The sequence below is a fragment of the Nesterenkonia sp. AY15 genome (assembly GCF_022565855.1).
Lineage (GTDB): Bacteria > Actinomycetota > Actinomycetes > Actinomycetales > Micrococcaceae > Nesterenkonia.
The window spans coordinates 159,583-183,798 of the sequence record NZ_JAJOYV010000005.1; the positions used below are offsets into that span (position 1 = coordinate 159,583).

Annotated in this window: 18 protein-coding genes; 6 read left to right on the top strand and 12 right to left on the bottom strand. The window is 61.2% G+C overall.

Annotated elements, in window-relative coordinates:
* Positions 1 to 51 precede the first annotated feature (51 nt).
* Entirely contained in the window at positions 52 to 1,527 is a 1,476-nt protein-coding gene (locus tag LSI54_RS09425; protein WP_241478228.1) for a glycoside hydrolase family 26 protein, read from the top strand.
* Positions 1,528 to 1,580: 53 nt separating this feature from the next.
* On the opposite strand, the gene LSI54_RS09430 is transcribed toward LSI54_RS09425, so the two are convergent.
* The 8 genes from LSI54_RS09430 to LSI54_RS09465 form a co-directional block, all read right to left on the bottom strand.
* Entirely contained in the window at positions 1,581 to 3,209 is a 1,629-nt protein-coding gene (locus LSI54_RS09430; protein ID WP_241478229.1) for an esterase/lipase family protein, read from the bottom strand.
* A gap of 1,291 nt (positions 3,210 to 4,500) precedes the next feature.
* Entirely contained in the window at positions 4,501 to 4,941 is a 441-nt protein-coding gene (locus LSI54_RS09435) for an SRPBCC family protein (RefSeq protein WP_241469549.1), read from the bottom strand.
* 287 nt (positions 4,942 to 5,228) lie between these two features.
* A complete protein-coding gene (locus tag LSI54_RS09440; RefSeq protein WP_241469553.1) occupies positions 5,229 to 5,408 on the bottom strand; it encodes a hypothetical protein in 180 nt (59 codons plus the stop codon).
* On the bottom strand, positions 5,405 to 7,012 hold the full coding sequence (locus LSI54_RS09445) for an FGGY-family carbohydrate kinase (RefSeq protein WP_241478230.1): 1,608 nt from the start codon (positions 7,010 to 7,012) through the stop codon (positions 5,405 to 5,407). Before LSI54_RS09445 ends, LSI54_RS09440 begins: the two co-directional genes overlap by 4 nt.
* A 23-nt stretch (positions 7,013 to 7,035) precedes the next feature.
* A complete protein-coding gene (locus LSI54_RS09450; protein ID WP_241469557.1) occupies positions 7,036 to 9,015 on the bottom strand; it encodes a glycoside hydrolase family 127 protein in 1,980 nt (659 codons plus the stop codon).
* 55 nt (positions 9,016 to 9,070) lie between these two features.
* The gene (locus LSI54_RS09455; RefSeq protein ID WP_241469558.1) at positions 9,071 to 9,886 is read right to left on the bottom strand and encodes a carbohydrate ABC transporter permease; all 816 of its coding nucleotides are present in this window, start codon (positions 9,884 to 9,886) and stop codon (positions 9,071 to 9,073) included.
* Positions 9,883 to 10,662, bottom strand: a complete 780-nt coding sequence (locus tag LSI54_RS09460; protein WP_241478231.1) for a carbohydrate ABC transporter permease — start codon at positions 10,660 to 10,662, stop codon at positions 9,883 to 9,885. Before LSI54_RS09460 ends, LSI54_RS09455 begins: the two co-directional genes overlap by 4 nt.
* A gap of 173 nt (positions 10,663 to 10,835) precedes the next feature.
* The gene (locus LSI54_RS09465) at positions 10,836 to 12,101 is read right to left on the bottom strand and encodes a sugar ABC transporter substrate-binding protein (RefSeq protein ID WP_241469560.1); all 1,266 of its coding nucleotides are present in this window, start codon (positions 12,099 to 12,101) and stop codon (positions 10,836 to 10,838) included.
* Positions 12,102 to 12,272: 171 nt separating this feature from the next.
* On the opposite strand from LSI54_RS09465, the gene LSI54_RS09470 reads away from it, so the two are divergent.
* The 3 genes from LSI54_RS09470 to LSI54_RS09480 all read left to right on the top strand — a co-directional run bounded on the left by LSI54_RS09470 (position 12,273) and on the right by LSI54_RS09480 (position 15,668).
* The gene (locus LSI54_RS09470) at positions 12,273 to 13,307 is read left to right on the top strand and encodes a LacI family DNA-binding transcriptional regulator (RefSeq protein ID WP_241469561.1); all 1,035 of its coding nucleotides are present in this window, start codon (positions 12,273 to 12,275) and stop codon (positions 13,305 to 13,307) included.
* A 150-nt stretch (positions 13,308 to 13,457) separates the two neighbouring features.
* Positions 13,458 to 14,681: an aminotransferase-like domain-containing protein gene (locus LSI54_RS09475; protein WP_241478232.1), complete on the top strand. Its 1,224-nt coding sequence runs from the start codon at positions 13,458 to 13,460 to the stop codon at positions 14,679 to 14,681.
* 345 nt (positions 14,682 to 15,026) lie between these two features.
* A complete protein-coding gene (locus tag LSI54_RS09480; RefSeq protein ID WP_241478233.1) occupies positions 15,027 to 15,668 on the top strand; it encodes an AmiS/UreI family transporter in 642 nt (213 codons plus the stop codon).
* On the opposite strand, the gene LSI54_RS09485 is transcribed toward LSI54_RS09480, so the two are convergent.
* The gene (locus tag LSI54_RS09485) at positions 15,648 to 16,028 is read right to left on the bottom strand and encodes a MarR family winged helix-turn-helix transcriptional regulator (protein ID WP_241478234.1); all 381 of its coding nucleotides are present in this window, start codon (positions 16,026 to 16,028) and stop codon (positions 15,648 to 15,650) included. The two genes, LSI54_RS09480 and LSI54_RS09485, sit on opposite strands and share 21 nt — an antisense overlap.
* 174 nt (positions 16,029 to 16,202) lie before the next feature.
* Here LSI54_RS09485 and LSI54_RS09490 point away from each other — a divergent pair, with 174 nt between their 5' ends.
* Entirely contained in the window at positions 16,203 to 17,228 is a 1,026-nt protein-coding gene (locus LSI54_RS09490; RefSeq protein ID WP_241469567.1) for a substrate-binding domain-containing protein, read from the top strand.
* Here LSI54_RS09490 and LSI54_RS09495 read toward each other — a convergent pair.
* Complete coding sequence (locus tag LSI54_RS09495) at positions 17,199 to 18,341, bottom strand: AAA family ATPase (protein WP_241478235.1); 1,143 nt, start codon at positions 18,339 to 18,341, stop codon at positions 17,199 to 17,201. The genes LSI54_RS09490 and LSI54_RS09495 overlap by 30 nt on opposite strands.
* Positions 18,342 to 18,406: 65 nt before the next feature.
* Positions 18,407 to 19,444, bottom strand: coding sequence for an aliphatic amidase (locus tag LSI54_RS09500; RefSeq protein WP_241469572.1), 1,038 nt, complete (start codon positions 19,442 to 19,444; stop codon positions 18,407 to 18,409).
* Between the two features lie 553 nt (positions 19,445 to 19,997).
* Here LSI54_RS09500 and LSI54_RS09505 point away from each other — a divergent pair.
* The gene (locus LSI54_RS09505) at positions 19,998 to 22,355 is read left to right on the top strand and encodes an FdhF/YdeP family oxidoreductase (RefSeq protein WP_241469574.1); all 2,358 of its coding nucleotides are present in this window, start codon (positions 19,998 to 20,000) and stop codon (positions 22,353 to 22,355) included.
* Between the two features lie 1,271 nt (positions 22,356 to 23,626).
* Here the strand turns inward: LSI54_RS09505 and LSI54_RS09510 are convergent.
* Complete coding sequence (locus LSI54_RS09510; RefSeq protein WP_241469576.1) at positions 23,627 to 24,208, bottom strand: TetR family transcriptional regulator; 582 nt, start codon at positions 24,206 to 24,208, stop codon at positions 23,627 to 23,629.
* Between the last annotated feature and the right edge of the window lie 8 nt (positions 24,209 to 24,216).

Below are 24,216 nucleotides of genomic sequence, written 5' to 3' on the forward strand. Positions count from 1 at the left end.
CGTTTAGCTGACGCCCCCCTAGCTGTCTGTCCACCCGAGCGCAGGAGACCCGTGCGTCCACGTCTGCGATCCGACCGCCTGTCTCCCCTGCTGGCCACTGCCACCGCCTGCCCGCTGACGCTTGGATGCTCGGTCCCTGCCGGGGCGGAGACCGACGCAGAGGATTCCCCGGTCGCCCATCAGCGTCTCGCCGGTCCGACTCAGGCCCTTCCCATGGACCGTCCCACCATCGGACTCAACCCAGACTGGGGCGTGAAGGCGCTGGAGCAGTTCGCGACCACCACCGGGGTCTCCCCCGGTGCAGCCGTGTCCTTCATAGACATGCCGTTCTCCTCCACCGACGCACGGAATGTGCTCGGCGCCGCGGAACAGGTGGCCGGCATGGGCGGGGTGCTCATGCTCACCCTGGAACCGCACAAAGGACTCGGCGCCGTCACCGAGGAGTCAATCGCCGAGCTGACGGATCTCCTGGGGGAAGTCAACGCCTCCGAGGTCCCGGTACTGCTGCGCTTCGCCCACGAGATGAACGGCTCCTGGTATCCCTGGGCATGGCAGCCCCAGGCCTATGTGCAGGCCTTCCGGCAGGTCGCCGCCGCCGTGCGCGAGCAGACCACGGCCACCGAGATGATCTGGGCCCCGAACTACGGCGGCGGATATCCCTTCGTCGGCGGTCAGTACGCCCCAGATCCCGGAACGGAAGCGTTCGAGCTGCTGGACACCGACGCCGATGGCGAGCTCACGCAGATGAATGACCCTTACGCCCCCTTCTATCCCGGTGACGACGTCGTGGACTGGGTCGGGATGTCGCTCCACCACTGGGGAGATTCGTATCCATGGGGAAGCAACGACCTGCCCGAGCCCGCGAAGTTCGCCGAGCAGCTGCGCGGGACCTACTCCGGACTCGCCGGCGACGAAAGCATGCTTCCAGACTTCTATGAGCTCTATGCGGCGAACCGCGACAAGCCGCTGGCCATCCCGGAGACCGCGGCGTTCGTCACCGCGGACGCGGACCCCGAGCTGTCCCTGCAGATCAAGCGGCGATGGTGGCAGCAGATCTTCTGCTCCCGGGCCGTGTCGGTGAACTCCGCGGTGCTTGTCGCCCAGGTTGGACTCAGACGTCTGAGCCAACTGCTCAGACGGTGCCTTGTCTTCCCCCGGAAGTTCCTGCGCTGGGTCGCTCATCGCTGGACTCGTTCTCCCACTGGTGCGGAGCAGGATCCAGCTCAGCGGGCCCTTCCGGCGGAGGTCTTTGCCGATGCTCGAGATGCAGGCCCGCTCGATCACGTCCTTCCGCACGTTACCGGTGAGCCAGACACACAGATCGTGCCGGACAGCATAGTCGCGATCATCACCGTTCGTGATGGCGGATCGGTCCGACCCACCACCCATGCAAGGACTGCCCTGCCAGGTGAATCGACGAACCTTTCCTCGATACCGATCTACGGCTCCCCACGGAGTCGGTATCAGCCCTCCATCCCTGGCTGGACGCTCTGCGAGGTGTTGGGAATCGCAATTGATCGACGCTGACTGCGGCACGTTCATATGCCAGCTGCAACGCTGCCCTCCAAGAGGGCGAGTCTTCAGATCTGCGCGTAACTGGGGTCGTCGGCGGGTCGTCGGCCCTGCACGGTGAGGCGGACGGCCGCGGACTCGCCGAGGAACGACCCCGAAGGAGAAGGCAGCGGGACATGTCTGACCCAGCGCCCTGCGGTGTCGTCCTGATCCGTCAGCGCGGCATCCTCGGGTGGATCGTAGCCGCGGAGGGGAGACTTGATCTGGGATGCCCAGGTTGCCCACGCCCTAGGGACACTCCGCTGGGAATCGGGTGCCTCTATGTCGACGACCAACATATCGTCGAAATCGGCGGATTGCTCGAGGTGGTCTCCGAAGCTGAAGAGGCCATTGTTCTCCTGCAGCGAGAGCACCCGCAGGTGGAGGACGTACCGCATCTTCGTCGCGTTGTCGGGCCTGCCTTCTTGGGAGGACAGAAAGGTCGTGACCAAGGGTGTGGGACGATCGGCGGTGTCGGTGTCCTTGGGCCACTCAAGCTGAATGGGGCAGTGGTGCGCCGCCAGCTGCTCGTGCATGACAATCGGTAGTCCCCGCACCGAGAGCCGGGTCTCCGCCTGCCACGTCACGTTCTTGTTCGGCTCCCCCGGCAATCGATAGTGAACTAAGTCAGCGGTGACCTGTAGGTCCCCGAAGAGGAATCGCTTGAGATTCTGATAACCCTCCTCGGAGTTGACCATTCCGTACCGACCCGAGTGGCTGCGATGTACGAAGGCGAAGTTGGCATCGGAGATGTAAGCGGATTCGATCTGCACCAACCCGTCGCTCTTGGGTCCAACGGCCTTGGCCGACAGGCCCAGCGCCACGTCATAGTCGCTGGGGTTGGTACCGACCAGGCAGAACACCCGGTCTCCCGGAAACGATTGCGGGGGAATCCGATTGGCTTTCCAATCTGGTGGCGGCCTGTCGCCACGCTCGGCCTCCGGAGTGAGATAGGCGTACATCTCTCGACGACCGAAGATGTTGCCGCCCTGGATGTTCAGCGTGTCCCGCATCTTCTCGAGGAGCCCAAAACCCACACTGAAATGAATGCCACCATGTGGCGTTCCGTAGGTGAAGAATCGGTCCACGTGCTGCAGCGCATGTTCGCCCCGGTCTGGCAGCACCTTTTGGATGAGACAGCGGCAGATCAATCCGCCCATTGAGTGGGCCACCAGATGCACTCGGGGTGCCCCGGTGCGGTCCTTGATCAACATGACGAACTCACGCAGAGACTCCGCGGCCGACTCGAGGTCAAACTCCCGGTAGGCCTCAGAGCCATCGATGTCGTCTTCATCGCCCCCCGCAAGAGCCCTGCTAGGCAGGCTGCGCGCAGAGGTGTCATAAAATCGGTGCACCCAGATCGATGCGGGCTCAACGGATCCCGACGCAGCATCTCTAAGATATTGTTCTTGACTTCCACGAACAAAGACTTCGTAACCGCCGCCCCTAACATCGCCTGGAGAATGATCGGATCGGCCCTCCCCCATGAGTCGCAACAACGGGCTCTCGAACTGATAGAAGCTCGGTTTCCCAGACAATCCGACTCGGATATGGACCGACCCATCATTGAACCCGTAGAACGGGTCCTCCACCGCCCGATCGATCCCAGCATCACCCCCAGCGAAACCGCGAACGTACACGATCGGCAACTTGTTCATGACGCCTCCGTCTCACAAGTGCTGCATGACGCTTTGATTGTTCATCTGATGACTGCTCGCGGTCAACGACCACCAACCGACGTCTCTGTTGCCGACAGCCAGTCCTCGTGGATTTCGCCGATCAGGTCCTCATCCCTAAGTTCGACTCCCAGAAACAATCGCTCAGCCGCTCTCAGGCCGAGGTGAACAGCGCCAGGTCGACCCCTCGTACCAATTTGCACTGTTCGCGATGAGTTAACCTATATTGAGCGCGGTAAAAGAGTTTTTCAGGTTTAACGAATCGACTTGAAGCGACTCATTTTTGGTGCAACATCTTTTTGAGCTAAATGGATGCGGCCATGTCTCGTCGAACAGCTCCTGCTCTTCTCGTGGGGTACTCGACACTGGCATCCGCTGCTGCATGCGCACCAGGGCGGGGCGGATCCGGGCCAGCTGATCAGTCATTCCAATGCTGGGTCTTATTGCGCATGGCGCAGTCAACAAGGACTTCGTCTGGCGGACGACCGCATCGGGAGCGCCACGATCTCCCTCGGAGCCAAGGATCTCGTCCTGCTTGCCGCCCGAACTGGGAACAGTACCTTCGGTTCGATCGAGTTTAAGGTCGAGAGCCCCCTCATCTCCGGGCGGGGTGCCTCTTATAAGGCGTATCTGGGCGTGGTGGCAGCGTGAGGCAGGACGACGCAAGGAGACACGTGACTAGGGCGTGTTTCCAAAGGAGCTTCATCCATACTGTGATGGCGTTTGGGTTGCGCCACGGTTTGAAGGTGTGAGGCAGAGTCCCCCGACGTTTCGGTTCCTGTAGGCGAGCGAGTCGAAGGCCGGCGGGTGAGGACCGCGATGTCTGCAGTCGAGGCCCTGGTCCGAGCGTTCTGGATCACTGCCTTGACTTCTCCCTATCCGCGAACACCACTGACCCGGATGCCCTTCAATCGGAGTCAGGACCGCCGCCAGAATCCTCACCGAAGTCGTGGACAAGGACTTCAGAACCGCGAACCACGTGGCCCCCTCCGCGGAAATCGCGCCGGACGTGCGTAGCCGTTCTCCACCCGGCAGTTGAGAACCTTCCGCAGCGATCCCTCGCGCCCTTCGAGCATGGATTTCAAATTTCCGGGTGATCAGAAGCCTCGGCATCAGGAGCCAGAAGTTTCACGAGGCTGGAGCGCCGTGTGGGTCGCTCCGGTCGTGGAAGTGGTGGATGAAGAGTGCTACCCGATGCCCCTCGGGGAGCCACCGGTACATCTCTGGCGCACCTCGGCACCGAGACCGACCCAAGCCGATCCAGGGACAGCGATCATCCCTCTTCGAGAATAGCTTTCAGGTTGGCGAGGTTGCTGTTCATATCGCGTTGATACATGTGCGCCACCAGAGGATCGGCCAATTTGCCGAAGAAGCCGCCCATCGCCTCTGTGGATCCGTCGTAACGAACCTCCGTGGAGTCGCCGACCTGCAGAAGCGAGAAGGATATATGGAACGGGAAAGGTGCTTTGACACTCCGGAAAACGAATGTTTCTGGTCGCTTGATTTCGACGACTTCCGTCTCCCACTGCAGCTTCTTACCCGCAACCTTGACGGTTCCTCTCGAGCGATCACCCACCGTGGGTTCATCACTCCAGTCAGCATCGAACTCCTGCAGTCCCGACTGCCAGATCACCTGAGTCTCTGAGTTCACGATATACGTGAACACCTCCTCACGCGGTAGGTCAATGGTCACTTTGGAATGGAACTCAGGCATACGGTCCTCCTAGACACGACTGGTTCAACCTGACCAGAGTCACTGCACCGGCATCGAAGTCTGCACTCTGGATCCATCGTGACCCGCCGAGCTCCCTCATGCAAGGGTGGACGAGCCGCACCAAAGTGCGGAGCGCCTCCGTCGAAAACCGAGGCGCAGGTGTCGGTGGGAGAGCACCTGCCGACGTCCAACCCGCTTCTAGTTATGAGGTCATCTGTCTCGAATGGGGCTTTGTGAACAATGCCCTGGCTTCCGCAGACGACGCCGCGAATCTGGCGCATGTGCCGCTAGACGTCGGCGTGGGCGGCGGCCTGCTCGGAGAGCTCCACCCGCTGGGAGACGTAGCCTGTGGTCCAGGCCACCAGACCGTTGCGGGACAGCTCGGCATGCAGGCCGGATGCAGTCTCATACGCCGTCGCGATGGCCGGTTTGGCCGAGGCCGAGAAGACGTTCAGATGCAGGGTCATTTTCGCTCCTCGAGGATTTCACCCGCGGCGAGTTCCACCGGCAGACCCGTGAGCCACCGGCCCAGGAACTCCGCGTAGTCGGCGATCTCGACCTCCGAGGGCTCCACAGTCTCTGCCTCTGAGCCCGCGAAGGCCTCCTCATCGAGCCAGTCCGGGAGGCCACGTGACGCTGCGCTTCCAGTCGCCACCGCCCGGGCATACCTGGCCAGCACCGCGATGCCCCAGGCGCCACCCTCGGAAGCATCCTTCATCACCGACACCGGTGTCCCCAGAGCCGCCGCCAACGCCCGCTGGGCCACTCCACCGGTGCGAAGCAGACCCCCATGTGCGAAGAACCGGTCGACCGTCACGCCTTCCTCGGCCAGGACAGCCATTCCAACGCTGAGCGCGGCGAAGACCCCCAGCAGCTGGGCCCGGGCGAACCCGGCCAGGCTCAGCGGGGTCCCCGGGGTACGCACAATCATCGGGCGCCCCTGGGTCACGCCGATGATCGGCTCAGCGGCCAGCAGGTTGTACGCCAGCAGCCCGTTCTGTGATGCCTCGGCCTCCAGCGCGCCACTGAGCATCGCCTGGAAGACCTCATCAGCATCAGGCGTATAACCAAGTCTTGTGAGGAATTCACCGAAGACCCCGGCCCAGGCGCCGAGCTCGCTGGCACCGTTGTTGCAGTGCACCATCGCGACCAGCTTGGCATCCGGGGTTGCGACGATGTCAATCTCACCTCGCGTGCTTCGCAGCGAATCTTCGAGCACGAGCATCGCGAAGATACTGGTGCCTACGCTGACGTTGCCGGTCCGGGCGCGCACCGCGTTGGACGCGACCATCCCGGTGCCCGCGTCACCTTCGGGCGGGCAGAACATGATCCCTGGCTCCAGGGCCCCGGTGGCATCCAGCAGCTGGGCACCTTCCGGGGTGAGGAAGCCCGCCTGCATCCCCGCAGACGCCACCGGCGGCAACAGCTGACTCAGGGGCCTGCCGCTGTCGGGTCCCGCGGTGAGCTGGTCGAACCGGTCCAGCATTTCGGCGTCGTAATCCGCTGTGTCCGGATCGATGGGAAACATCCCGGAGGCATCCCCGATCCCGAGAACATGGGTGCCGGTGAGCAGATGGTGGACATAGCCGGCCAGGGTGGTCAGGGTGTGGACCCTGGGCACATGGGGCTCGGCGTCGAGGATCGCCTGGTAGTGGTGAGCCACCGACCAGCGCAGCGGGATGTTCTGCCTCAATTCCTCGGTGAGCCGAGCGGCTGCCTGCGTCGTGGTGGTGTTGCGCCAGGTCCTGAACGGGGTCAGTAGCTCCCCGGCCGAGTCCAGGGCCAGGTAGCCGTGCATCATCGCCGAGACGCCGATCGCCCCCACCACACGCAGATGTATGCCGTGGACCTTCACAACCTGCGCGGCGAGGTCAGCATAGGCCGCGGCCAGGCCCTCACGCACCGCCTCCAGGGAGTAGGTCCAGACGCCGTCAAGGAGTTCACTCTCCCAGGAGCTGGAACCCGTGGCCAGGGTCTGACCCGATTCACCCACCAGGCATGCCTTGATCCGGGTGGACCCAAACTCGATGCCTAGGGTGGTGCGCTCTTGACGTATCCGCTCATCGTTCATGCGCTTGTCCTTACTGATCAGCTCTAGGCTTCGGGGATCCACACGCGCATTGTTGAGGGCCCCCGGTTCGCCCACTCGTGATAGGCGACCAGTGCAACGTCATGACGCGGCCTCTCCACGGTTGAAGAATCCCGTGACTCCGTGGTCCCCATGTCTGGCGAGAAGTAGGGCCATTCGAGGTCTTGATTCTCGTGGATCAAGGTGGCCACTCGAGTCCCGGCGCCGTCCTGGACCGGAAGTTCGCTGGTGTCGACCCGCACGCCCGAGATGTCCGCACCCGGGACCGAAGACCGCAGGTCCACAGACTCCATGGCCATCACCAGCGGCCCTTGCTCAACGGCGACCTGTCCGCGGACAGCATCGATGCGCGGGTCAGCCCTCGTCCAACGCGCCTGAACAGGGATATCAAGGATCAGCGTCGAGCCTGGGCGAAGTGAACCGGTGACTCGCACGTACCCCGGATCCACGGTGACAGGCTCAGCGCCTGAATGCGAGAGAGTGGCTGAGTCGGCCCATTCCGGAACACGAAGATCCAACGTCCACTCCCCCGCTGGGGCTTCGAGGACCTGGATCTCAATGCGGGAATCCCTCGGGTACTCCGTGGACAGCTGGAGTGACACCTTCGAACCGCCCTTCAACTCGGTGGTGAGCGCCCCGGAGAAGTACTGGTGGATCTGCACGCCCTGGTCGCTCTTGGTGGCCATGTATGCCCCCAACGAGGCAAGGGTCCGTGTGAGGTTCGTCGGGCAGCATGAGACCTGGTACCAGGGAGCACGCGATGAGGATGCTGCTCGTGGGCTCGCTTCCTCCGCCGCGGGCGCGTCACCCTCCTCACGGTGGTGAAGAGTGTTGGTGTAGAAGAATGAACGCCCGTCGGCACCCACCGCCGTGGCAATGATGTTGTACAGGGTCCGCTCGATGGCATCACCATGTCTCGCATCTCCCGTGCTCAGCAACAGTCGATGATTCAACTGGACGGAGGCCACTCCGGCGCAGGACTCCGCATAGGCCCTGTCGGCTGGCAGCTCATAGTCCTGGCCGAATGACTCGCCCTCGTGGTGAGCGCCCATTCCACCGGTGATGTAGGTGCGGCGGGACAAGGTATTGATCATCTGAGTCTGCACAGATTCGAGCAGACTCTCGTCTTCGGTCTCGACGGCGACATCGACAGCCCCCGAACCGAGGTACAAGGCGCGTACTGCGTGGCCCCGAAGCACAGAAGCCTCCCGCACAGGAATATCGTCCTGGAAATAGGAGGGCCCGAAGTCGATCTCTCCCAGGTGCCCCTGGCCACGCCGAGCCACGAAGAGCTGCGCCTGACGCAGGTACGCTGCGTTGCTTGTCACCCGGTAGAGCTCCACGAGCGCCGTCTCGACCTCAGGGTGACCTCCGAGACGAGTGTCGGTCTCGGAGCCGAACTCCGCACAGATGTGATCGGCGGCCCCGATGGCGATTTCCACCAGTTGATCGACGCCGTGGGTTCGAGCTCGTGCCACACCCGCCTGGATGAGGTGCCCATAGCAGTAGAGCTCGTGACCCCACTCGAAGTCAGAATAGCGAGGCGCCTGCCCCGGTCGACCAAAGTTCGTGTTGATGTAGCCGTCGGACTCCTGTGCCTTGGCGACTCTGGTAGCGAGCTGCTTGAACCGTCGGTCGAGGTCCTGGTCGCCGGTCCGTGCAATCTCCCATGCCATGCCCTCGAGTAGCTTGTAGATCTCAGAGTCCGAGAACTCACGACCCTGGCGCTTCCCGGGCAGCTCCCCCGTGCCGGCGTGGTCGAAGTTCTTCGCCCACCCGCTGCGTTCGATCCATTCCTCTATATGGGGCAGCGTCACGTTGTGGTTGAGCGACTGCCGATGTCCCCAGAACCCGCCGGCGAACTCGATGTCAGTGAGCGGAAGCGGCTGCCAGTGCGACTGTGAGGGGGCAACTGGAACTGGGGACTGTGTCGGGACCAGACCGGTGATTGCACCGTCGGGTCTGGGCTGTGGAGTCTGTGCCAAGGGAAATCTCCTTAGAAGTGACGAATGATGCGCAGGTTCAAGGACGAACGTGGTCTTACTTCACCGCTCCCACGGTGAGCCCATCGCGCAACAGCCGGTATGTGGCCGTGAAGACGATCAGGATCGGGATGGATGTCAGCACCGCGAGTGCCATCAGGCCGGGCCAGTTGATCCCGAAGGCAGAGACCTGCTGTGAGAGCAGTGCCGAGAGGGGGTAGTTTCCTGGGCTGAGGAAGAAGCTGACTGCGTAGAGGAATTCTCCCCATGCCAGGAGGAATGTGATTGAAGCGACCGTGAGCATCCCGTTCCTGGCGATCGGTAGGACGATCGACCAAAAAGTTCGCAGTTGACCTGCCCCGTCCAGCGCTCCTGACTCTTCGAGAGAGATCGGCACTGACCGGAAGAACGGTCGCAGCAGCAGAGTGGCGAACGGAGTAAGCAAGGCGGTATCCGCAATGATGATGCCGACTAGTTGGTCGAGAAGCCCCCAGTTTCCGAAGAGGTCAAAGAGCGGAATCACCTGTGCGGTCTGGGGCATCATCTGCAAGATGATGAGTGCGATGAGTCCCACAGTGACCGACCAATGTTTGACTCGTGCGAGCCCGTAGGCTGCCGGCACGGCGATGAGCAGGACCAGCGCGGTGGTGCCTGTGGCTATGAGGACTGACTGTTGGAGAGCCTGCCAGAGGGCGCCATCGAGGGCATCGCTGTAGGCATCCAGTGTGGGGTCAAAGAGGAATGCGCTGTCTGCGGCGAAGACCTCTGAGGAATCTTTGATCGACGTGAGGACGATCCACAACAGCGGGATCCCGTACATCAGTGTCAGCCCTAGTTTGATGAGGGTGGTGACTGGCCCGGCCTTGGCTGTCATCCTTCGCCCTCCTCTCGGCGAATGCTCCATGCGTAGGCGCCGGCGAGTGCAAAAACCCCGAGCACTGCAACGAACGATGTGGCGGCGCCGAGCCCGTAGTCATACTGGTTGAATGCTTGGAGGTACCCCAGGAACGGAAGGGTTCCAGTCGAGGTGCCTGGACCACCGAAGGTCATCACGTAGATGAAGTCGAAGCTGCGGAAGCCGTACACCACTGTCAGCACGAAAAGTACGAGGCTGGTGGGCCGAACGGCTGGCATCATCACGTAGCGGATCTCCTGCCATTTGCTCGCGCCATCGATGGCTGCCGCCTCGAAGACCTCGGGAGAGATATTCATCAGGGCGGCCCGGAACACCAACGCGTTGAATGGGATGACCGCGAACGCTGCGACGAAGGCGACCGAGAATAGCGCCCACTGGGGGTCGTAGAGGAATGGGACGGTGGGCAGGCCCACACCCGTGATGATCGAGTTGATCAAACCTCGTTCAGCGAGAAGAAACTTCCAGACCGAACCGTTGACCACGGGCGGCAACGCCCAGACGAACACCATGATCGCAAGAAGGATTCCTGACCAGCGCCCCCGGGTCCGCAGTGCGACGGCGGCCACGAATCCCAGGCCCATCCCGCCTACTGTCACGATCGTGACTACGACGAGAGTTCGGTAGAGCGAGACTGCACTATCGCCATCCACGAATCCCTTGATGTAGTTCTCGAGCCCTACAAAGAGCCAGTCGTCTGCGTTCAGGGTGGAAGATGTCACATCGTGCAGGCTCATCCACAGGAGCTGCACCAGCGGGAATAGTCCGAAGATTCCCATGAAGATGGCGGCGGGGATGAGAAACCCGAAGTGGCGAGGAAGCTGTCTTCTCTTGCGCGGTGGGGTTAGCACCTGCTCCCCGCGTCTCCCGACAGGAGACGCGGGGAGTCGGCGAGCTGGAAGAGCAGTGGTCATTGGTCCAGCAGGCCTTCGAGATCGGCGATGGCATCGGCGGCGGCATCCTCAGGGCTGGCCTGGTTGCCGATGGTGGCGCTCCATGCCTGCCCCATGGTGACTTGGACATCCGCCACCGACTCCGCTGGCACTGCCTCCACGGGGTAACGCGTTCCGCTCGTTTCGATGGACTCGCTGAAAGGCTCCAGCAGCTCATTCATCGCGACGACATCGTCTTGTGCGGCATCGGCGCGCGAAGGCAGCGAGCCCACGAGTTCTGGTGCAAGAAGCTGAGCTTCCTGGTCGTAGTAGGTGCTCTCCAGGTAGTCCCAAGCCAGGTCAGGGTTCTCGCTGTTCGTACCTATACCCTGCCCCTCACCGCCCAGGTAGACCCCGCCCTGTTCACCTACGGGGAATGGGACGACTCCGTACTCAAAGTCGGCCTCGGATTCCGCGGTCCCCTGTTGCCAGTTGCCGTTCAATGCGAAGGTGTAATTCCCTGCTGCGAACTCTTGGAACGGAACAGTCTGGTCCCAGTTCACCGCCTCCTGGGAGAGCCATCCGTCTTCGACCCATTGCCGAACACGTCCGAGACCTTCAGCCAGGGCATCCTCTTCCGGCGATTCGTAGCTGAAGCCGGCTTCGGAGAGTATCGGGTATGCCTGCCATTCGCCCTGGGAGTTGGGGAGGCCGGAAAGCGTAATGCCTCCATTTCCGGCATCCACCGTCTGCTGGAGGGCGTCCTCTAACTCTTCCATCGTGGTGGGCGGCTCGATACCAAGTTCCGCGAGAATGTCAGCGTTGTACCAAAGCCCGAGCAGGTTGACGTAACCCTGGGCGGCATAGGTCTCATCATCCACGACGTGGAGCGCAGCTTCCGAGAACTGGTCAGAGTCCTCAAAGTTTTCCCAATACTCGTCCATGGGGGTGAGCGCGCCGCCCAAAGCGAGCGTCGACGCGTCGGCACCATTGAAGACGGCGACATCTGGGCCCTCACCTGCACCGGTGGCGGAGAGCAGGTTGGAGTTCATCTGGTCATAGGGGACGAAGACGTTCTCAACAGTGACGCCTTCGTTCTCCGACTCGAATTTCTCCTTGTATTGGTCCATCAACTCGACCTGGTTGTCGTCGCTGAAGTAATGCCAGACTGTGACGGTCTGATCCTCGGCCCCCTGCTCCCCACCTTCCCCGCCTTCCCCACCGCCGGTGCAGGCGCTCAGTGCGAGGATCGCAGCCATCGAGGTGCCTGTGACGCCCAATTTCGAGATTCGTGGACTCTGCATGTCCCCTCCTTCTGTCAAGCCTGTCGACCGCCGAGACGCGACTCGATCAGGATTTCGAAATTTACCGAAAACGGTTTCTGTCACGGTAACAGTGAGGTGCATCACACACAAGACCCTCCAAGTGCTTCAATCGCGGAGAACAGCCGGGGTAAAATACCTGGATGAGGAAGCATGTCGAAAGCTAAGAGAGAAAACCTTCGAAAGAAGGTCACGTTGCGTGACGTGGCTGCTGTGGCCGAGGTATCTCTCAGTACGGCGTCCAAGGCCATGAACGGTCGGACCAGTGAAGTCAATGCTGCGACCAGCCAGCGCGTACTGGCCGCCGCTGATCGGCTCGGCTTCACTCCTAATGCACTCGCCCAAGCCATACTCTCTGGACACAGCGGGACTGTCGGACTCCTCACCGATGATCTGGAGGGTCGTTTCAGCCTCCCCATCCTCATGGGGGCCGAGGACGCCTTCGGAGCCGGCAAGATGTCCGTGCTGCTATGTGATGCGCGAGGCGACGCGATTCGGGAACAGCACCATCTGAAAGCTCTCGTGAGTCGAAATGTGGACGGATTGATAGTCGTCGGCTCACGACCTGACCAGAGGGCGTCGATCAGCGATCAGGTGACGGTGCCTGTCGTCTATGCGTACGCACCCTCGGCTGACACGGGAGACATCTCAGTCGTTGCCGACAATTACCATGCGGGTGCTTTGGTGACAGACCACTTGCGAGCCTTGGGAAAGCGGCGAATCGCTCACATCACGGGGGACCCCACCTACACCGCAGCTCAAGACCGCGCTCGGGGGATCTCCGATGAACTGGCCAAGGAAGGCCTCGAAATGGTGGGCCCACCACGATTTGGATCTTGGAGCGAGGCGTGGGGCAGGGCGGCAACCAAGTCATTGCTGCAGAGCGGCATCGAAGTCGACGCCATCATTGGGGGCAGCGATCAGATATCCCGAGGCATCGCGGACACCGTGCAAGAATCCGGCCTGCGCGTCCCAGGTGATGTGGCAATCGCAAGCTTCGACAATTGGAAAGCCATCGCCGAAGGTGGGCAGACACCGCTGACCAGTATTGATCTTGGATTCAAGGCGATCGGGACGCTGGCAGGCGGGCTGCTCTCCGCTGCCATCAAAGGCGATCCCCCCGAGGAACATTTCCACCTGGTGCAACCTCACCTGGTCGTCAGAGAGTCCACCGTCGGGTCCCACTGAGGCGGACCTAGGGCAGATCTGCGCGGCCAACCATTGCGGCGGCGCATGGTCGAGGGCGATCACCAAACGCCGCCTGACTGCAGCGCTTCAACGAGACCACACATTTCCTTTCATTGATTTCAACCCTCGACTCTGCCCTCGAAAGGACACATGGAACACCACTTCGCGCAGCGAATCGGACGAGTCCGACCCTCGGCCATCCGCCAATTGCTGCAGCTGGGCGATGACCCTTCGATCACCTCGTTCGGGGGCGGCTACCCGGACCCCACCCTGTTCCCCCTCGACCAGCTTCGCAGCGTCTACGACCACGTTCTCCGCGAGCAGGGGCGCACCGCTCTGCAATACACGGCCACCGCCGGAATCCCCGAACTGCGCGAGAGGATCGCAGATCGAATGGGCCGCGACGGCGTGGACTGCAGCGCCGAAGACGTCTTGGTGCTCCAGGGCGCTCAACAGGGTCTCGACCTGGTGGCCAAGCTGCTGATCAATTCCGGCGACGTGATCATCACAGAGAACCCCACGTTCCTGGGCGCCCTCGTCGCCTTCGCCCCCTACGAGCCGGACTACGCCCCGGTGACCATGGACAAGGACGGCATGGATACGGATTCGCTCGAATGGGTGTTGGCGAACACCCCGGGGGCGAAATTCATCTACGTGATTCCGGACTTCCAGAATCCCACCGGAGTCACACTCAGCCTGGAGCGACGCCACCGTCTGCTCGAGTTGGCCGACCAGCACGACATCATCGTTCTAGAAGACACCCCCTACCGCGAGCTCCGGTTCGAAGGCGAGCAGCTCCCGACCCTGAAATCCCTTGACACCGAGGGTCGAGTCATCCACCTGGGCAGCTTCTCCAAGACACTCGCCCCGGGCGTGCGCATGGGCTATGCCGTGGCCAGCCCTACAATCCTGACGAAGCTCGAGCTGCTCAAACTGGCCGCCGACACCCAATCGTCCACCCTGAACATGACGGCTACGGCCCGGTTCTTGACCGAGTTCGACCTGGACGCCCACCTCGAGGCCGTCCGTCCGGTCTATCGCGCCAAGCGCGACGCGATGCTCAGCACCATGGCTGAAACCTTCCCCGCCGACGTGAAATACACCCGGCCCCAAGGCGGTCTGTTCACCTGGGTCACCTTCCCAGAAGACTTCGACTCAGCACGGTTCATGGCCGAATACTCGCTGCCTCAGGCCAGGGTCGCCTACGTCCCAGGCGGGACGTTCTTCCCCATGACCCAGGCCGCGCACTACGCCCGGTTCAGCTACGCCAGCGTGCAGCAGGAGGAGATGGTCGCCGGCGTCCGTCGCCTCGGTCATCTGCTGACCGGGTCCGGAGATGCTCGCCGCTCCTCTTTGTCCTCAACCTTGCCCTGACACCGTGACTGGACGGAGCTCGGCGAGACAGACCGTCCACCCTGTAAGCACCTCGCCCACGCGCGGGCTGATCAGGGAATGTCGTCGATGACCACGGCATCGGTGACGCGGAATCTCCGCCCATCGGCGCGGAACAGAGCCTCAGTTGACCGAAGCAAGCGCCGACGACGGTTGGCGGGACCCCGCATCGGGAGGAGGCCGTACAGGACAGTCGGTGCCGAAGTCGTATTCCATAGGGATAACGGGTCTGGTGCAGAGCATTGACCAGCAGTTGTCGACGATGTAGTTTCTATTGGAGTATTTCCATATAAAACTAATTGACCTTTGGTCTCGTGGAGGTGTGCTGTGAGCGCAGTCGGATTGTTCTACGTCGGTGCGGTCCTATTCATCAACGGACTGATGCTTCTCGGTAGAGTCACTCCTCGAAGCGCAGGCGTCTTCAACCTCTTCGTCGGGGGACTTCAGTGTGTGATTCCGCTGATGATCGTCGCACAATCAGGAGGTGACCATGCGACGTTGCACGCCACCTTCCCGATCCTGCTTTTCGGATTCACATATCTCTACGTAGGCATCACTAACCTCACCAGCATCTCCGCCGAGGGCGTGGGATGGTTCTCCCTATTCGTCTCCGCATCGGCGGTCTACTTCGCGCTGGACTCTATCGCGGCAGGAGACTTGGCCTTCGGGGTCGTCTGGCTGGCCTGGTCGGTTCTGTGGTTCCTGTTCTTCGCCCTTCTCGCACTCGAAAAGGCAGCTTGGACACCATTCAGCGGCTGGCTGGTTACTCTGTGGGCGATCCCTACCACCTCTGTCCCGGCAGTATTGTTCCTTCGGGACGCGTGGGTTCCAGGTGTCGTGGGGGCCCTGGGAATGTTGGTGGCCCTGGGCATCCTCGCATTGATCGCATGGATTCTCGCCAAGAGGACCCCAGTAGAGGAGCACTCTTTAGCTCGGTCACCAGAAGAGCTAGCGGGTCAGTCCACGTAGAACTCGGACAAGCTCGTCGACAGAGGTAGAGGAACCTTCTACCACTTCACTCTCCGCGGAGTACACCAGCGGCGCGAGCTCGGCATGCAATGCGACGCCCCTCGTTGAAAGATCCACCAGCACTCGGCGCCTGTCGCTGGCATCAACCTCTCGGAACACCAGGGCCGCCGTCACCAACTTGTCGACCGCCCGAGTGAGACTCGGGCCAGTCAGCCCCGTGGTCTCGGCAACCGCTGCCATCGACACCGGGCCCTTGATTGCAGCTATCCTGTCCAGCACCGACCATTGGTCCACCGTCAGCTCTGCACTCGACACCACGACGTGGATGCGGCCATGAACCTTACGTGTGGCCGCAGCCAACGCCGATCCTAACCCAGTATGTGACGTTGCCACCGACATGCCCGCACTCCTTTTCTTTTACTTCCCTGTTACACAACAATCTTTACATACGGAACTATTTCATGTCATGGTTAGTGACCAGGATCTCACGGAAGGAACTACGTGCCGCATCGATCACCGATCTGGCGTGTGGGCATGGTCATCCCTCTGGGAGGCAGCGCGGGAATCTTTGGACCCTCATGTCAGGCCGTGGCCGAACTAGCCGCCGCAGAGCTCAACCGTGCCAGTGGCGTACTAGGCCGCGAAGTGGAACTCCAAGTCATAGACGCTAGCCGCCCCGCCCACGAAGTGGCCGACGAGGTGTCTCTCCTCGTCTCGCAGGACCGCCTGGATGCGGTGACGGGATGGCACATCTCATCGGTCCGGAATGCCTTGGTCCCAGCAATCGACGGCCGCCTTCCGTACGTCTACACCTCAGTGTTTGAGGGTGGTGAAAACCGACCGGGGGTCTACTGCAGCGGCGAAGTGCCGAACTTTCAGATCCTTCCCGCACTTGCCTGGATCGCCAAGCACCTCGGGAAGAAGAAATGGTTCGTCGTCGGCCATGACTATGTGTGGCCACGTCAGACCGCGGGCGTCCTGCGGGATTCCTGCGCGCGACTCGGGATCAACCTCGCCGGAGAAGCTTACGTGCCGATGGATGCGGACCAGATGGACCACTTGGTCGAACAGGTAGCTCAGGCTGATTGTGATGGAGTTCTGATGCTCCTGGTAGGACACGAAGCGGCGGTGTTCAACCGCATCTTCGCCGAGCGGGGACTCCACACCAAGATGGTGCGCTTCAGCCCTCTCATGGAAGAGAACATGGTGATGGCAAGCGGCCCTGACACCACGGAGGATCTCTATGTCTCCGCAGGGTTTTTCCGCACCCTCATCACAGCGGGTTCTTTCGATCTACAGGCCCAGTACGCCGCCTTCCATGGAGCAGGTGCACCTCCACTGAACAACGTCGCTGAGTCGTGCTATGAAGGCATGCATACTCTGGCCAATCTCACCCGCATTGCTAGGTCGACGCAGGCAAACGATATGAACCGCGTCATCGGGACACTCGGGTACGACGGGCCACGCGGGCCCGTCGTCTTCCACGGCAACCAGGCGGTTCATCCCGTTCATCTCGCGCGAGTGAGTGGGTTAGATTTCGAGGTCATCGACAGGCTCTGACACTCTGGGAAGCGCGACGACCTCTCCTCCATCCAGACTGGCCGATACTTGGATCTTCTGACCCGAGACACCTCTGGCACTGAGTGCCGCGCGGGCCACCGGGGTCGCCACCTGCTCACGGACTAGCCGCTTGATGCTTCGACCACCGTAGGCCTGGTCGTACCCTTGGGCGCTCACGAAAACAGCCACCTGGGGCTCCACCTTCAGGTCGATGCCTCGGGAAGCACACCTGCGCATGAGGTCTCGTATCTCGAGATCAGCGACGGCGACTGCATGTTGATCCGTCAGCGGATTGAAGACCACAACCTCGTCAATGCGGTTGATGAATTCAGGCTCGAAGAAGCCTTCGAGTGCTTTCCGAACGACCACGCTGTCATCACCCCACAGGCGTTGGTAGAGCGGCGTCTCGGATATGCCTGCGCGTTCAGCAGCTTTCGTGAGCGTTCTGCGGACGCGGCTACGGCTACGCTCCATCAGCTCGGCGGAGCCTAGGTTCGAAGTCATAAATACATAGGCATTTCGGAAGTTGATGGTCTCCTGACCATTTGCAAGCTTCAAGAGGCCATGATCCATAACCTGGAGCATCGCTCGGTGAACAGAACGGTGCGCCTTCTCCACCTCATCGAAAAGGGCGATTCCCGGCATATAGGGGTCCCCTCCGATCTTGGACCGGTCAAACAGGGAAAAACTCTCCTTGGAGCCGGCATAGCCTGGGGGCGCACCTGTCAGAGATGCCATGTAGTGCTCTTGAGACAGAGAGCTCATATCGATTCGAGACAGGTCGTCCGGCCCTGTCCGCAGGCTCGCAGCAAGCTGGCGGACCAGTTCCGTCTTCCCGACACCAGTCGGTCCCAGCAACAACACATTCGCCAGAGGACGATCGCGGTCGCCCACTCCGGCGCGACCTACCGCCACGGAACGAGTGACCGCTTCGACGGCAGCGTTCTGGCCAACGATCCGTTGGAGGAGGCGCGACCGTATGGCCTCGAGATCGACTCCATCCGATCCGGCTCCGATCCCGTCACTCAAGAAGTCCTCGCGCTCCATGCGGGACAATTGCTCGTCCATCTGTTGCTGCTTGATCTCGTTGAGGCGATCGTTGATGAATGGCATCTGAGTCTCCAAACTAGTCAGAGCCGGACGCCCAGCGCCCGGCTCTGACTTTCCGTACGAATGGACTAGGCGGTCATCTCTTTCTTTGACGGCAGAGATCCGACCTGACAGCTGGCCACCCCTACGGTGTCCCTGGTGATGGCCTCGACGTTCTCCTGGGCCTTCTGTGCATCATTGACCCAGGTCTTGTAGAAGTCGAACGGGCATTCAGCGACCCCCTTGTCGCCGTCCCCCGCAGCGTGAACTCCCGAGTATCCGCGGTGCAACAACTTGAACAGGTGGTTCTGGGACTGATCGTTCTGGCGGGCATCACGGATCGCAGAGACGGACAACTGACCGTACTGGATCCCGTACTCTTCCTCGCCCGTCTCACCGAGCGTCCGACCGTCAAAGCCGATGATGGCACTGTGGCCGAAGTAGGAATAGACACCGTCGAAACCGGCAGCGTTGGCCACCGCCACATAGCAGTTGTTCGCCCATGCCATGGCTTTCGACATCAACACCTGCTGATCCTTCGACGGGTACATGTAACCCTGGCAGCGCACCACGAGCTCAGCGCCCTTCATCGTGCAGTCACGCCAGATCTCAGGGTAGTTCCCGTCGTCACAGATGATCAGTGAGATCTTCAACCCCTTCGGTCCTTCCACGACGTGGGTAGTGTCCCCCGGATACCACCCCTCAATCGGGACCCACGGCAGGATCTTCCGATACTTCTGGACGATCTCACCTGTGTTGTCGATCAGGATGAGCGTGTTGTAGGGCGGCTTGTTCGGGTGGTCTTCGTGCTGCTCACCGGTGATAGAAAAGACACCCCAGGTGTCCGCCTCACGACACGCGGCGGAGAAGATCTCGGTCTCTTCTCCAGGGACCGTAGCCGCCGTTGCGAACATTTCATCGTTGTCGTACATGATGCCCTGCGTTGAATACTCGGGGAAGATCACGAGGTCCATACCCGGCAGCCCCTGCTTCATTCCCTTGATCATCTCCGCGATCTTCTGGGCGTTCTCGAGGACTTCGCCCTTCGTATGCAACCGAGGCATCTTGTAGTTGACGACTGCAACACCGACTGTGTCGGGGCTTGAAGAGATATCACCGTGCCGCATGAGATGCTCCTAATAGGGTTGTATTGAAATACTTCCAGTTGAAAGTGTTGGTGATCTCAGCGTTTGTGTCAACCCCCTCGCCGATTCCTACTGCCGGAGGTCTTCTTGGGCCGCGAAAGGGATCCCTTCTTCCAGCAGGATGCAGAGAGTCAGCCGGTCCAGTCTCTGGGAATAATCCATGGCCCCCCGGGTGCTCATCACCCACTACTGTCACTCCCCTGAGACTGGTCCCTGCCAGCTGTGGATCGCACACGCGGGCAGGACGCCGGAGATGACCTGCTCACCCCACCGGTTGGCAGAATTTCTCTGGCATCGACTAACTCTGGTCCGACCCGGGCGGAGGAGGTGATCACATCCCCTCGGTGCGGGCGGAGTATCTTGACTGGAGGTTCTACATGAATCAGACAGTGCGCTTCTTCAGGGCGGGATCTATTCCAGGCACGAAGTTCGGCCTAGAAGGGGACGGCACCCAGGGACCCTGACGTGGCTCTTGAGTCACAATGGCACGAGCAGGACCACTGAATATCGAGACGCAGCCTAGAAGGGATGCCCGATGACTCGCTCCAACCCGTCCGTCGAGGAAGCCGACGAGAACGATCTCGAAGTCGACAAGCCCAAGGATTGGGCTGCCGGAATGCAAGGCGTGTATCACTCCATGCAGCCGGCGCTGAAGCACATGGGCATCGAGCGGAGTGCACGTACGTTGCTCGCGATGAACCAGAAACAGGGATTCGACTGTATGAGCTGCGCGTGGCCGGACCCTTCCGGTCACCGGAGCAAGTTCGAGTACTGCGAAAACGGGGCCAAGGCGGTCACATGGGAAGCCACACCGGTCACGGTGGCGTCTGACTTCTGGGCCGAACACCCGATCAGCGATCTGCGTGGACGCTCCGAGTACTGGCTCGGGATGCAGGGCAGACTCACAGAACCCGTCTACAAGGCTGCGGGTGACGAACACTACCGACCCGTTGACTGGGACACGGCAATCAAAATCGTGTCGGAGAAGCTCAAGAGCCTCTCTTCCCCCGATGAAGCGGCGTTCTATACCAGCGGCCGTGCTTCGAACGAGGCAGCGTTCATCTACCAGCTGTTCATCCGCGGGTTCGGAACCAACAACCTGCCCGACTGCTCGAACATGTGCCACGAATCATCCGGCGTGGCGATGGGCGAGACGATCGGGGTCGGCAAAGCGACGGTCGCCTACGACGACTTCCTCAACTGCGATCTGATGATCGTGATAGGCCAGAACCCTGGCACCAACCATCCGCGCATGCTGAGCGCAATGGAGAAGCAGAAGGAGAATGGCGGCCAGATTGTCGCGGTCAATCCCTTGCCCGAGGCTGGACTGCGCCGGTTCAAGAACCCGCAGAAGCCGAAGGGCGTTGTTGGCCGTGGAACGGAACTCGCCGATCAGTTCCTGAAAATCCGTGCGGGCGGAGACATGGCGCTGCTTCAGGCAGTATCCAAGCGTGTGCTTGAAGCGGAGGACAGAAGCCCTGGCAGCGTGCTCGACCATGAATTCATCGATCAACACTGCGAGGGGCTGGTCGAGCTGCGCGAGCACCTGTCTCACTTGGATGAGCAGACAGTGTTGGAGGCGACGGGGCTGCGTTCGGACGAGATTGACGAACTCGCCGACCGTTATATCAACGCTGAATCGGTCATCATCACCTGGGCGATGGGTGTCACGCAGCAGAAGAATGGTGTAGGGACGATCAAGGAAATCATCAATCTACTCCTCCTGCGTGGAAACTTTGGCCGACCGGGAGCGGGTGCGTCACCGATTCGCGGGCACTCCAATGTGCAGGGGGACCGAACGATGGGAATCTGGGAGCAGATGCCGGCGTCGTTCCTGGATGCGCTCGGCAAAGAGTTCTCGTTCGAACCTCCGCGTGAGCACGGTGTCGACGCGGTCGCGGCTGTGCGGGGAATGCGCGACGGCGGCATCAAGTTCTTCCTCGCCCTGGGAGGAAACTTCGTGGCCGCGATGTCTGACACCGCAGCAACCGAGGCGGCGATGCAGAAGCTCGAGATGAACGTGCAGATCTCCACGAAACTGAATCGATCCCACACCGTGGTCGGCCAGGAAGCGCTCATACTGCCGACTTTGGGCCGCACCGAGATCGACATGCAGGCGTCTGGTCCGCAGTTCGTTTCGGTCGAGGACACCGTCAGCGCTGTCCATTCCTCCGAAGGCAGGGTCCGGCCGGTAGCGCCGAACCTGCTTTCCGAGATCGCCATCGTCAGCCGACTTGCACGAGCGACCCTGGACAGCCGCGTCGCAGCTGATTGGAAAGGCTTTGAGGCTGACTACGATCTCATCCGTGACCACATCTCGCGTGTTGTGCCCGACTGCGGGAACTACAACCGTCGCATTCGGGAGAAGGATGGATTCCTGCTGGCGAACGGGCCACGCGATTCCCGTACCTTCGACACCCCCAGCGGTAAAGCCATGATGACTGTGAATGAGCTGGACCCGATGGATTGCCCGCCTGATCGACTGATTCTGCAGACCATGCGCTCACACGACCAGTTCAACACCACCATCTACGGCTACAACGACCGGTATCGCGGTATCAAGAAGGGCCGACACGTCATCCTTGTCAATCCACAGGATCTCGCGCAGCTTGGCTTCAGTGATGGTGACCTGGTGGACGTGCACGGCGAGTACATAGACGGCAAAGACCGTGTGCTGCGGAAGTTCCGTGCGGTGTCGTACCCTACGGCCCGGGGCTCTGCCGCTGTGTATTATCCCGAGGGCAACGTTCTGGTGCCGCTCGATGACACCGTCCAGGGCAGCAATACTCCGGTATCGAAGGGTGTGATCATCCGGTTGGAGCGTGCGGCGGAGGGTCCCGCCGGCGGCAGCAGCGAGGAGAACAAACAAGAGGACATGCCTGAGACCGTCTGATCTCTGATCAGCCACCGATCACAGCGCGGACCCTTTGCTCGGACTCAGGACTGCGATTACGTCCCCATGTGCACGCTGACCCAGAAGAGTCTCCGAGGCGATCGAGATCGCCTACCTGACGGGGTTCAGGATGTGCGGGATGGTTGATCTGCACGCCGGATCCGAGAAGACCGATGCCCGGGACGCACTTATCATCGCTGAACCCGCTCACCATGCGTGCTGCGCTGCGCTCGATCGCGATCTCTGATGAACAGGGCGCTGAGCTCGCCGTGCTGGCCGGTTTCGAAGATGACCTGCTGGCCCCGACAGCGGCTGCCAGGAACCGGTTGCTCGGACTACTCGCCCAGATCCACCCCCCCCCTGTGGAACGGGCCGGGGGCCCGTATCTGCACCATATCGGCGTCCTCGACGCGCCCACCACGCGGCGTTCCAGGACTTCCATCCGTGGAGAGTTCGCCCACCGCGGCGGGAACAAACGACTTGAATCGAGTCTCCACAACTCAGCGTTCGCGGCCCGGCGCCGGCTGGATACCTTCTACGCGATGCTCCGTGATGGCGGTCTCTACCAAGACCCAGCCGCGTCAGGCACATCAGAGCACTCACCGGCGGTTGGCGAAAACCATAGAGGCACCCCTTCCCAAACTTGATTCAGAGCCTTGCGGTCCGGGAAGGTGTCGTCCTAGAACGGCTCAGGTCGACCACATTCGGCCGAGACCGTGTTCGGCTTCGGCTTCGGGGAATGCGTCTGGCAACAAGTGCTTAATTTTCCAGTCATGGCTTCGAGACTCCGCACCGCGTGGCGTTCAGCGCGCCGGGCCGCGTAGAGATGGATCTGAAGCGGCACACCACCTCCGAGAATGCGCAGAGAGTGCAGGTACTACCGAGGATCATCGGTGAGAATAGCCACGCCTCCTCCTGCCGCTGCAAATGCTTGGTCGAGCTGCCTGTATTCGGTTTCGAGCGTCCGAGCAGGAGTGACTTGAGCGCCTGGTCGCCCTCCGCGGTTAGTCTTTGCCCCGGCGTACTCTTTATGTTGTGGAGGCAGCGCATTATGGAGCGATGAGGCCGCCTACGACTCTACGCCGCACCATCAGGGATTCTTTGCATTTTCTCGGGTTCCGGACACTCCTACCGGGGCTGTCTGGCACCTGGGTGCGACGGCAGGAAGCTTCGACAGGTCGCACCGCGACCTGACTGCACCTGTCATACCCGTGTGGCAGACCCGCCTAGAGACTGACATCGTTTTCGCCCACATGTAGATCCGGAGAGCGTCACCCGACGAGCAACAGGTCCAGCATCGCTGAGAATTCCGCAATCGGCCTGGGACTCGTGCCTCCCGCTTCAAACTCAATAGCCTGAGCGCGCTGCTGGGAGATAACTGCGTGGCCGAGCAGCAGGGAACAGACTCCATCGACCAGCGTGTCAGCGACTATGTCGCCACCAGCGTTCTCCCTGTAGTTCAGCCCAGTCAGACTCCGCGGAACCGGCTCCGCGATCAGCGCTCGAAACCTCTGGCCACCAATGTCTAAGGCGACCACCGATGCGACGAGTTCGGCGGCGTCCCGGGTACTCAGTAGCGCTCCATGCAGAGTCACCGCACGGGCTCGAAGCTCAGCGCGCCACTCGGGCAGCGGCGCGCTGAACACGACTCCGTCGAGCAATCTGTCTGCGACGAGGGCAAGTAGCGACTGTTTATCCCTGACATGCCAGTAAAGGGCACTGGGTTGTACACCCAGGCGAGTGGCCACTCTTCGCATAGAAAGATCGGCCAACCCATATTGCTCGAGAATCTCCGTCGCCGCCTCGACCACGTCGGACAAGGAAATTCTTGAAGTTGAGTTATGCCGGACCATAGTCCTAT

What these genes read in the sequence shown, in the direction of transcription:
- LSI54_RS09435 (WP_241469549.1), bottom strand. Translation starts at nt 4,941, where the DNA reads ATGCCTGAGTTCCATTCCAAAGTGACCATTGACCTACCGCGTGAGGAG.
- LSI54_RS09505 (WP_241469574.1), top strand. Translation starts at nt 19,998, where the DNA reads ATGACTCGCTCCAACCCGTCCGTCGAGGAAGCCGACGAGAACGATCTC.
- LSI54_RS09440 (WP_241469553.1), bottom strand. Translation starts at nt 5,408, where the DNA reads ATGACCCTGCATCTGAACGTCTTCTCGGCCTCGGCCAAACCGGCCATC.
- LSI54_RS09510 (WP_241469576.1), bottom strand. Translation starts at nt 24,208, where the DNA reads ATGGTCCGGCATAACTCAACTTCAAGAATTTCCTTGTCCGACGTGGTC.
- LSI54_RS09500 (WP_241469572.1), bottom strand. Translation starts at nt 19,444, where the DNA reads ATGCGGCACGGTGATATCTCTTCAAGCCCCGACACAGTCGGTGTTGCA.
- LSI54_RS09495 (WP_241478235.1), bottom strand. Translation starts at nt 18,341, where the DNA reads ATGCCATTCATCAACGATCGCCTCAACGAGATCAAGCAGCAACAGATG.
- LSI54_RS09475 (WP_241478232.1), top strand. Translation starts at nt 13,458, where the DNA reads ATGGAACACCACTTCGCGCAGCGAATCGGACGAGTCCGACCCTCGGCC.
- LSI54_RS09470 (WP_241469561.1), top strand. Translation starts at nt 12,273, where the DNA reads ATGTCGAAAGCTAAGAGAGAAAACCTTCGAAAGAAGGTCACGTTGCGT.
- LSI54_RS09465 (WP_241469560.1), bottom strand. Translation starts at nt 12,101, where the DNA reads ATGCAGAGTCCACGAATCTCGAAATTGGGCGTCACAGGCACCTCGATG.
- LSI54_RS09430 (WP_241478229.1), bottom strand. Translation starts at nt 3,209, where the DNA reads ATGAACAAGTTGCCGATCGTGTACGTTCGCGGTTTCGCTGGGGGTGAT.
- LSI54_RS09445 (WP_241478230.1), bottom strand. Translation starts at nt 7,012, where the DNA reads ATGAACGATGAGCGGATACGTCAAGAGCGCACCACCCTAGGCATCGAG.
- LSI54_RS09455 (WP_241469558.1), bottom strand. Translation starts at nt 9,886, where the DNA reads ATGACAGCCAAGGCCGGGCCAGTCACCACCCTCATCAAACTAGGGCTG.
- LSI54_RS09490 (WP_241469567.1), top strand. Translation starts at nt 16,203, where the DNA reads ATGGTCATCCCTCTGGGAGGCAGCGCGGGAATCTTTGGACCCTCATGT.
- LSI54_RS09460 (WP_241478231.1), bottom strand. Translation starts at nt 10,662, where the DNA reads ATGAGCCTGCACGATGTGACATCTTCCACCCTGAACGCAGACGACTGG.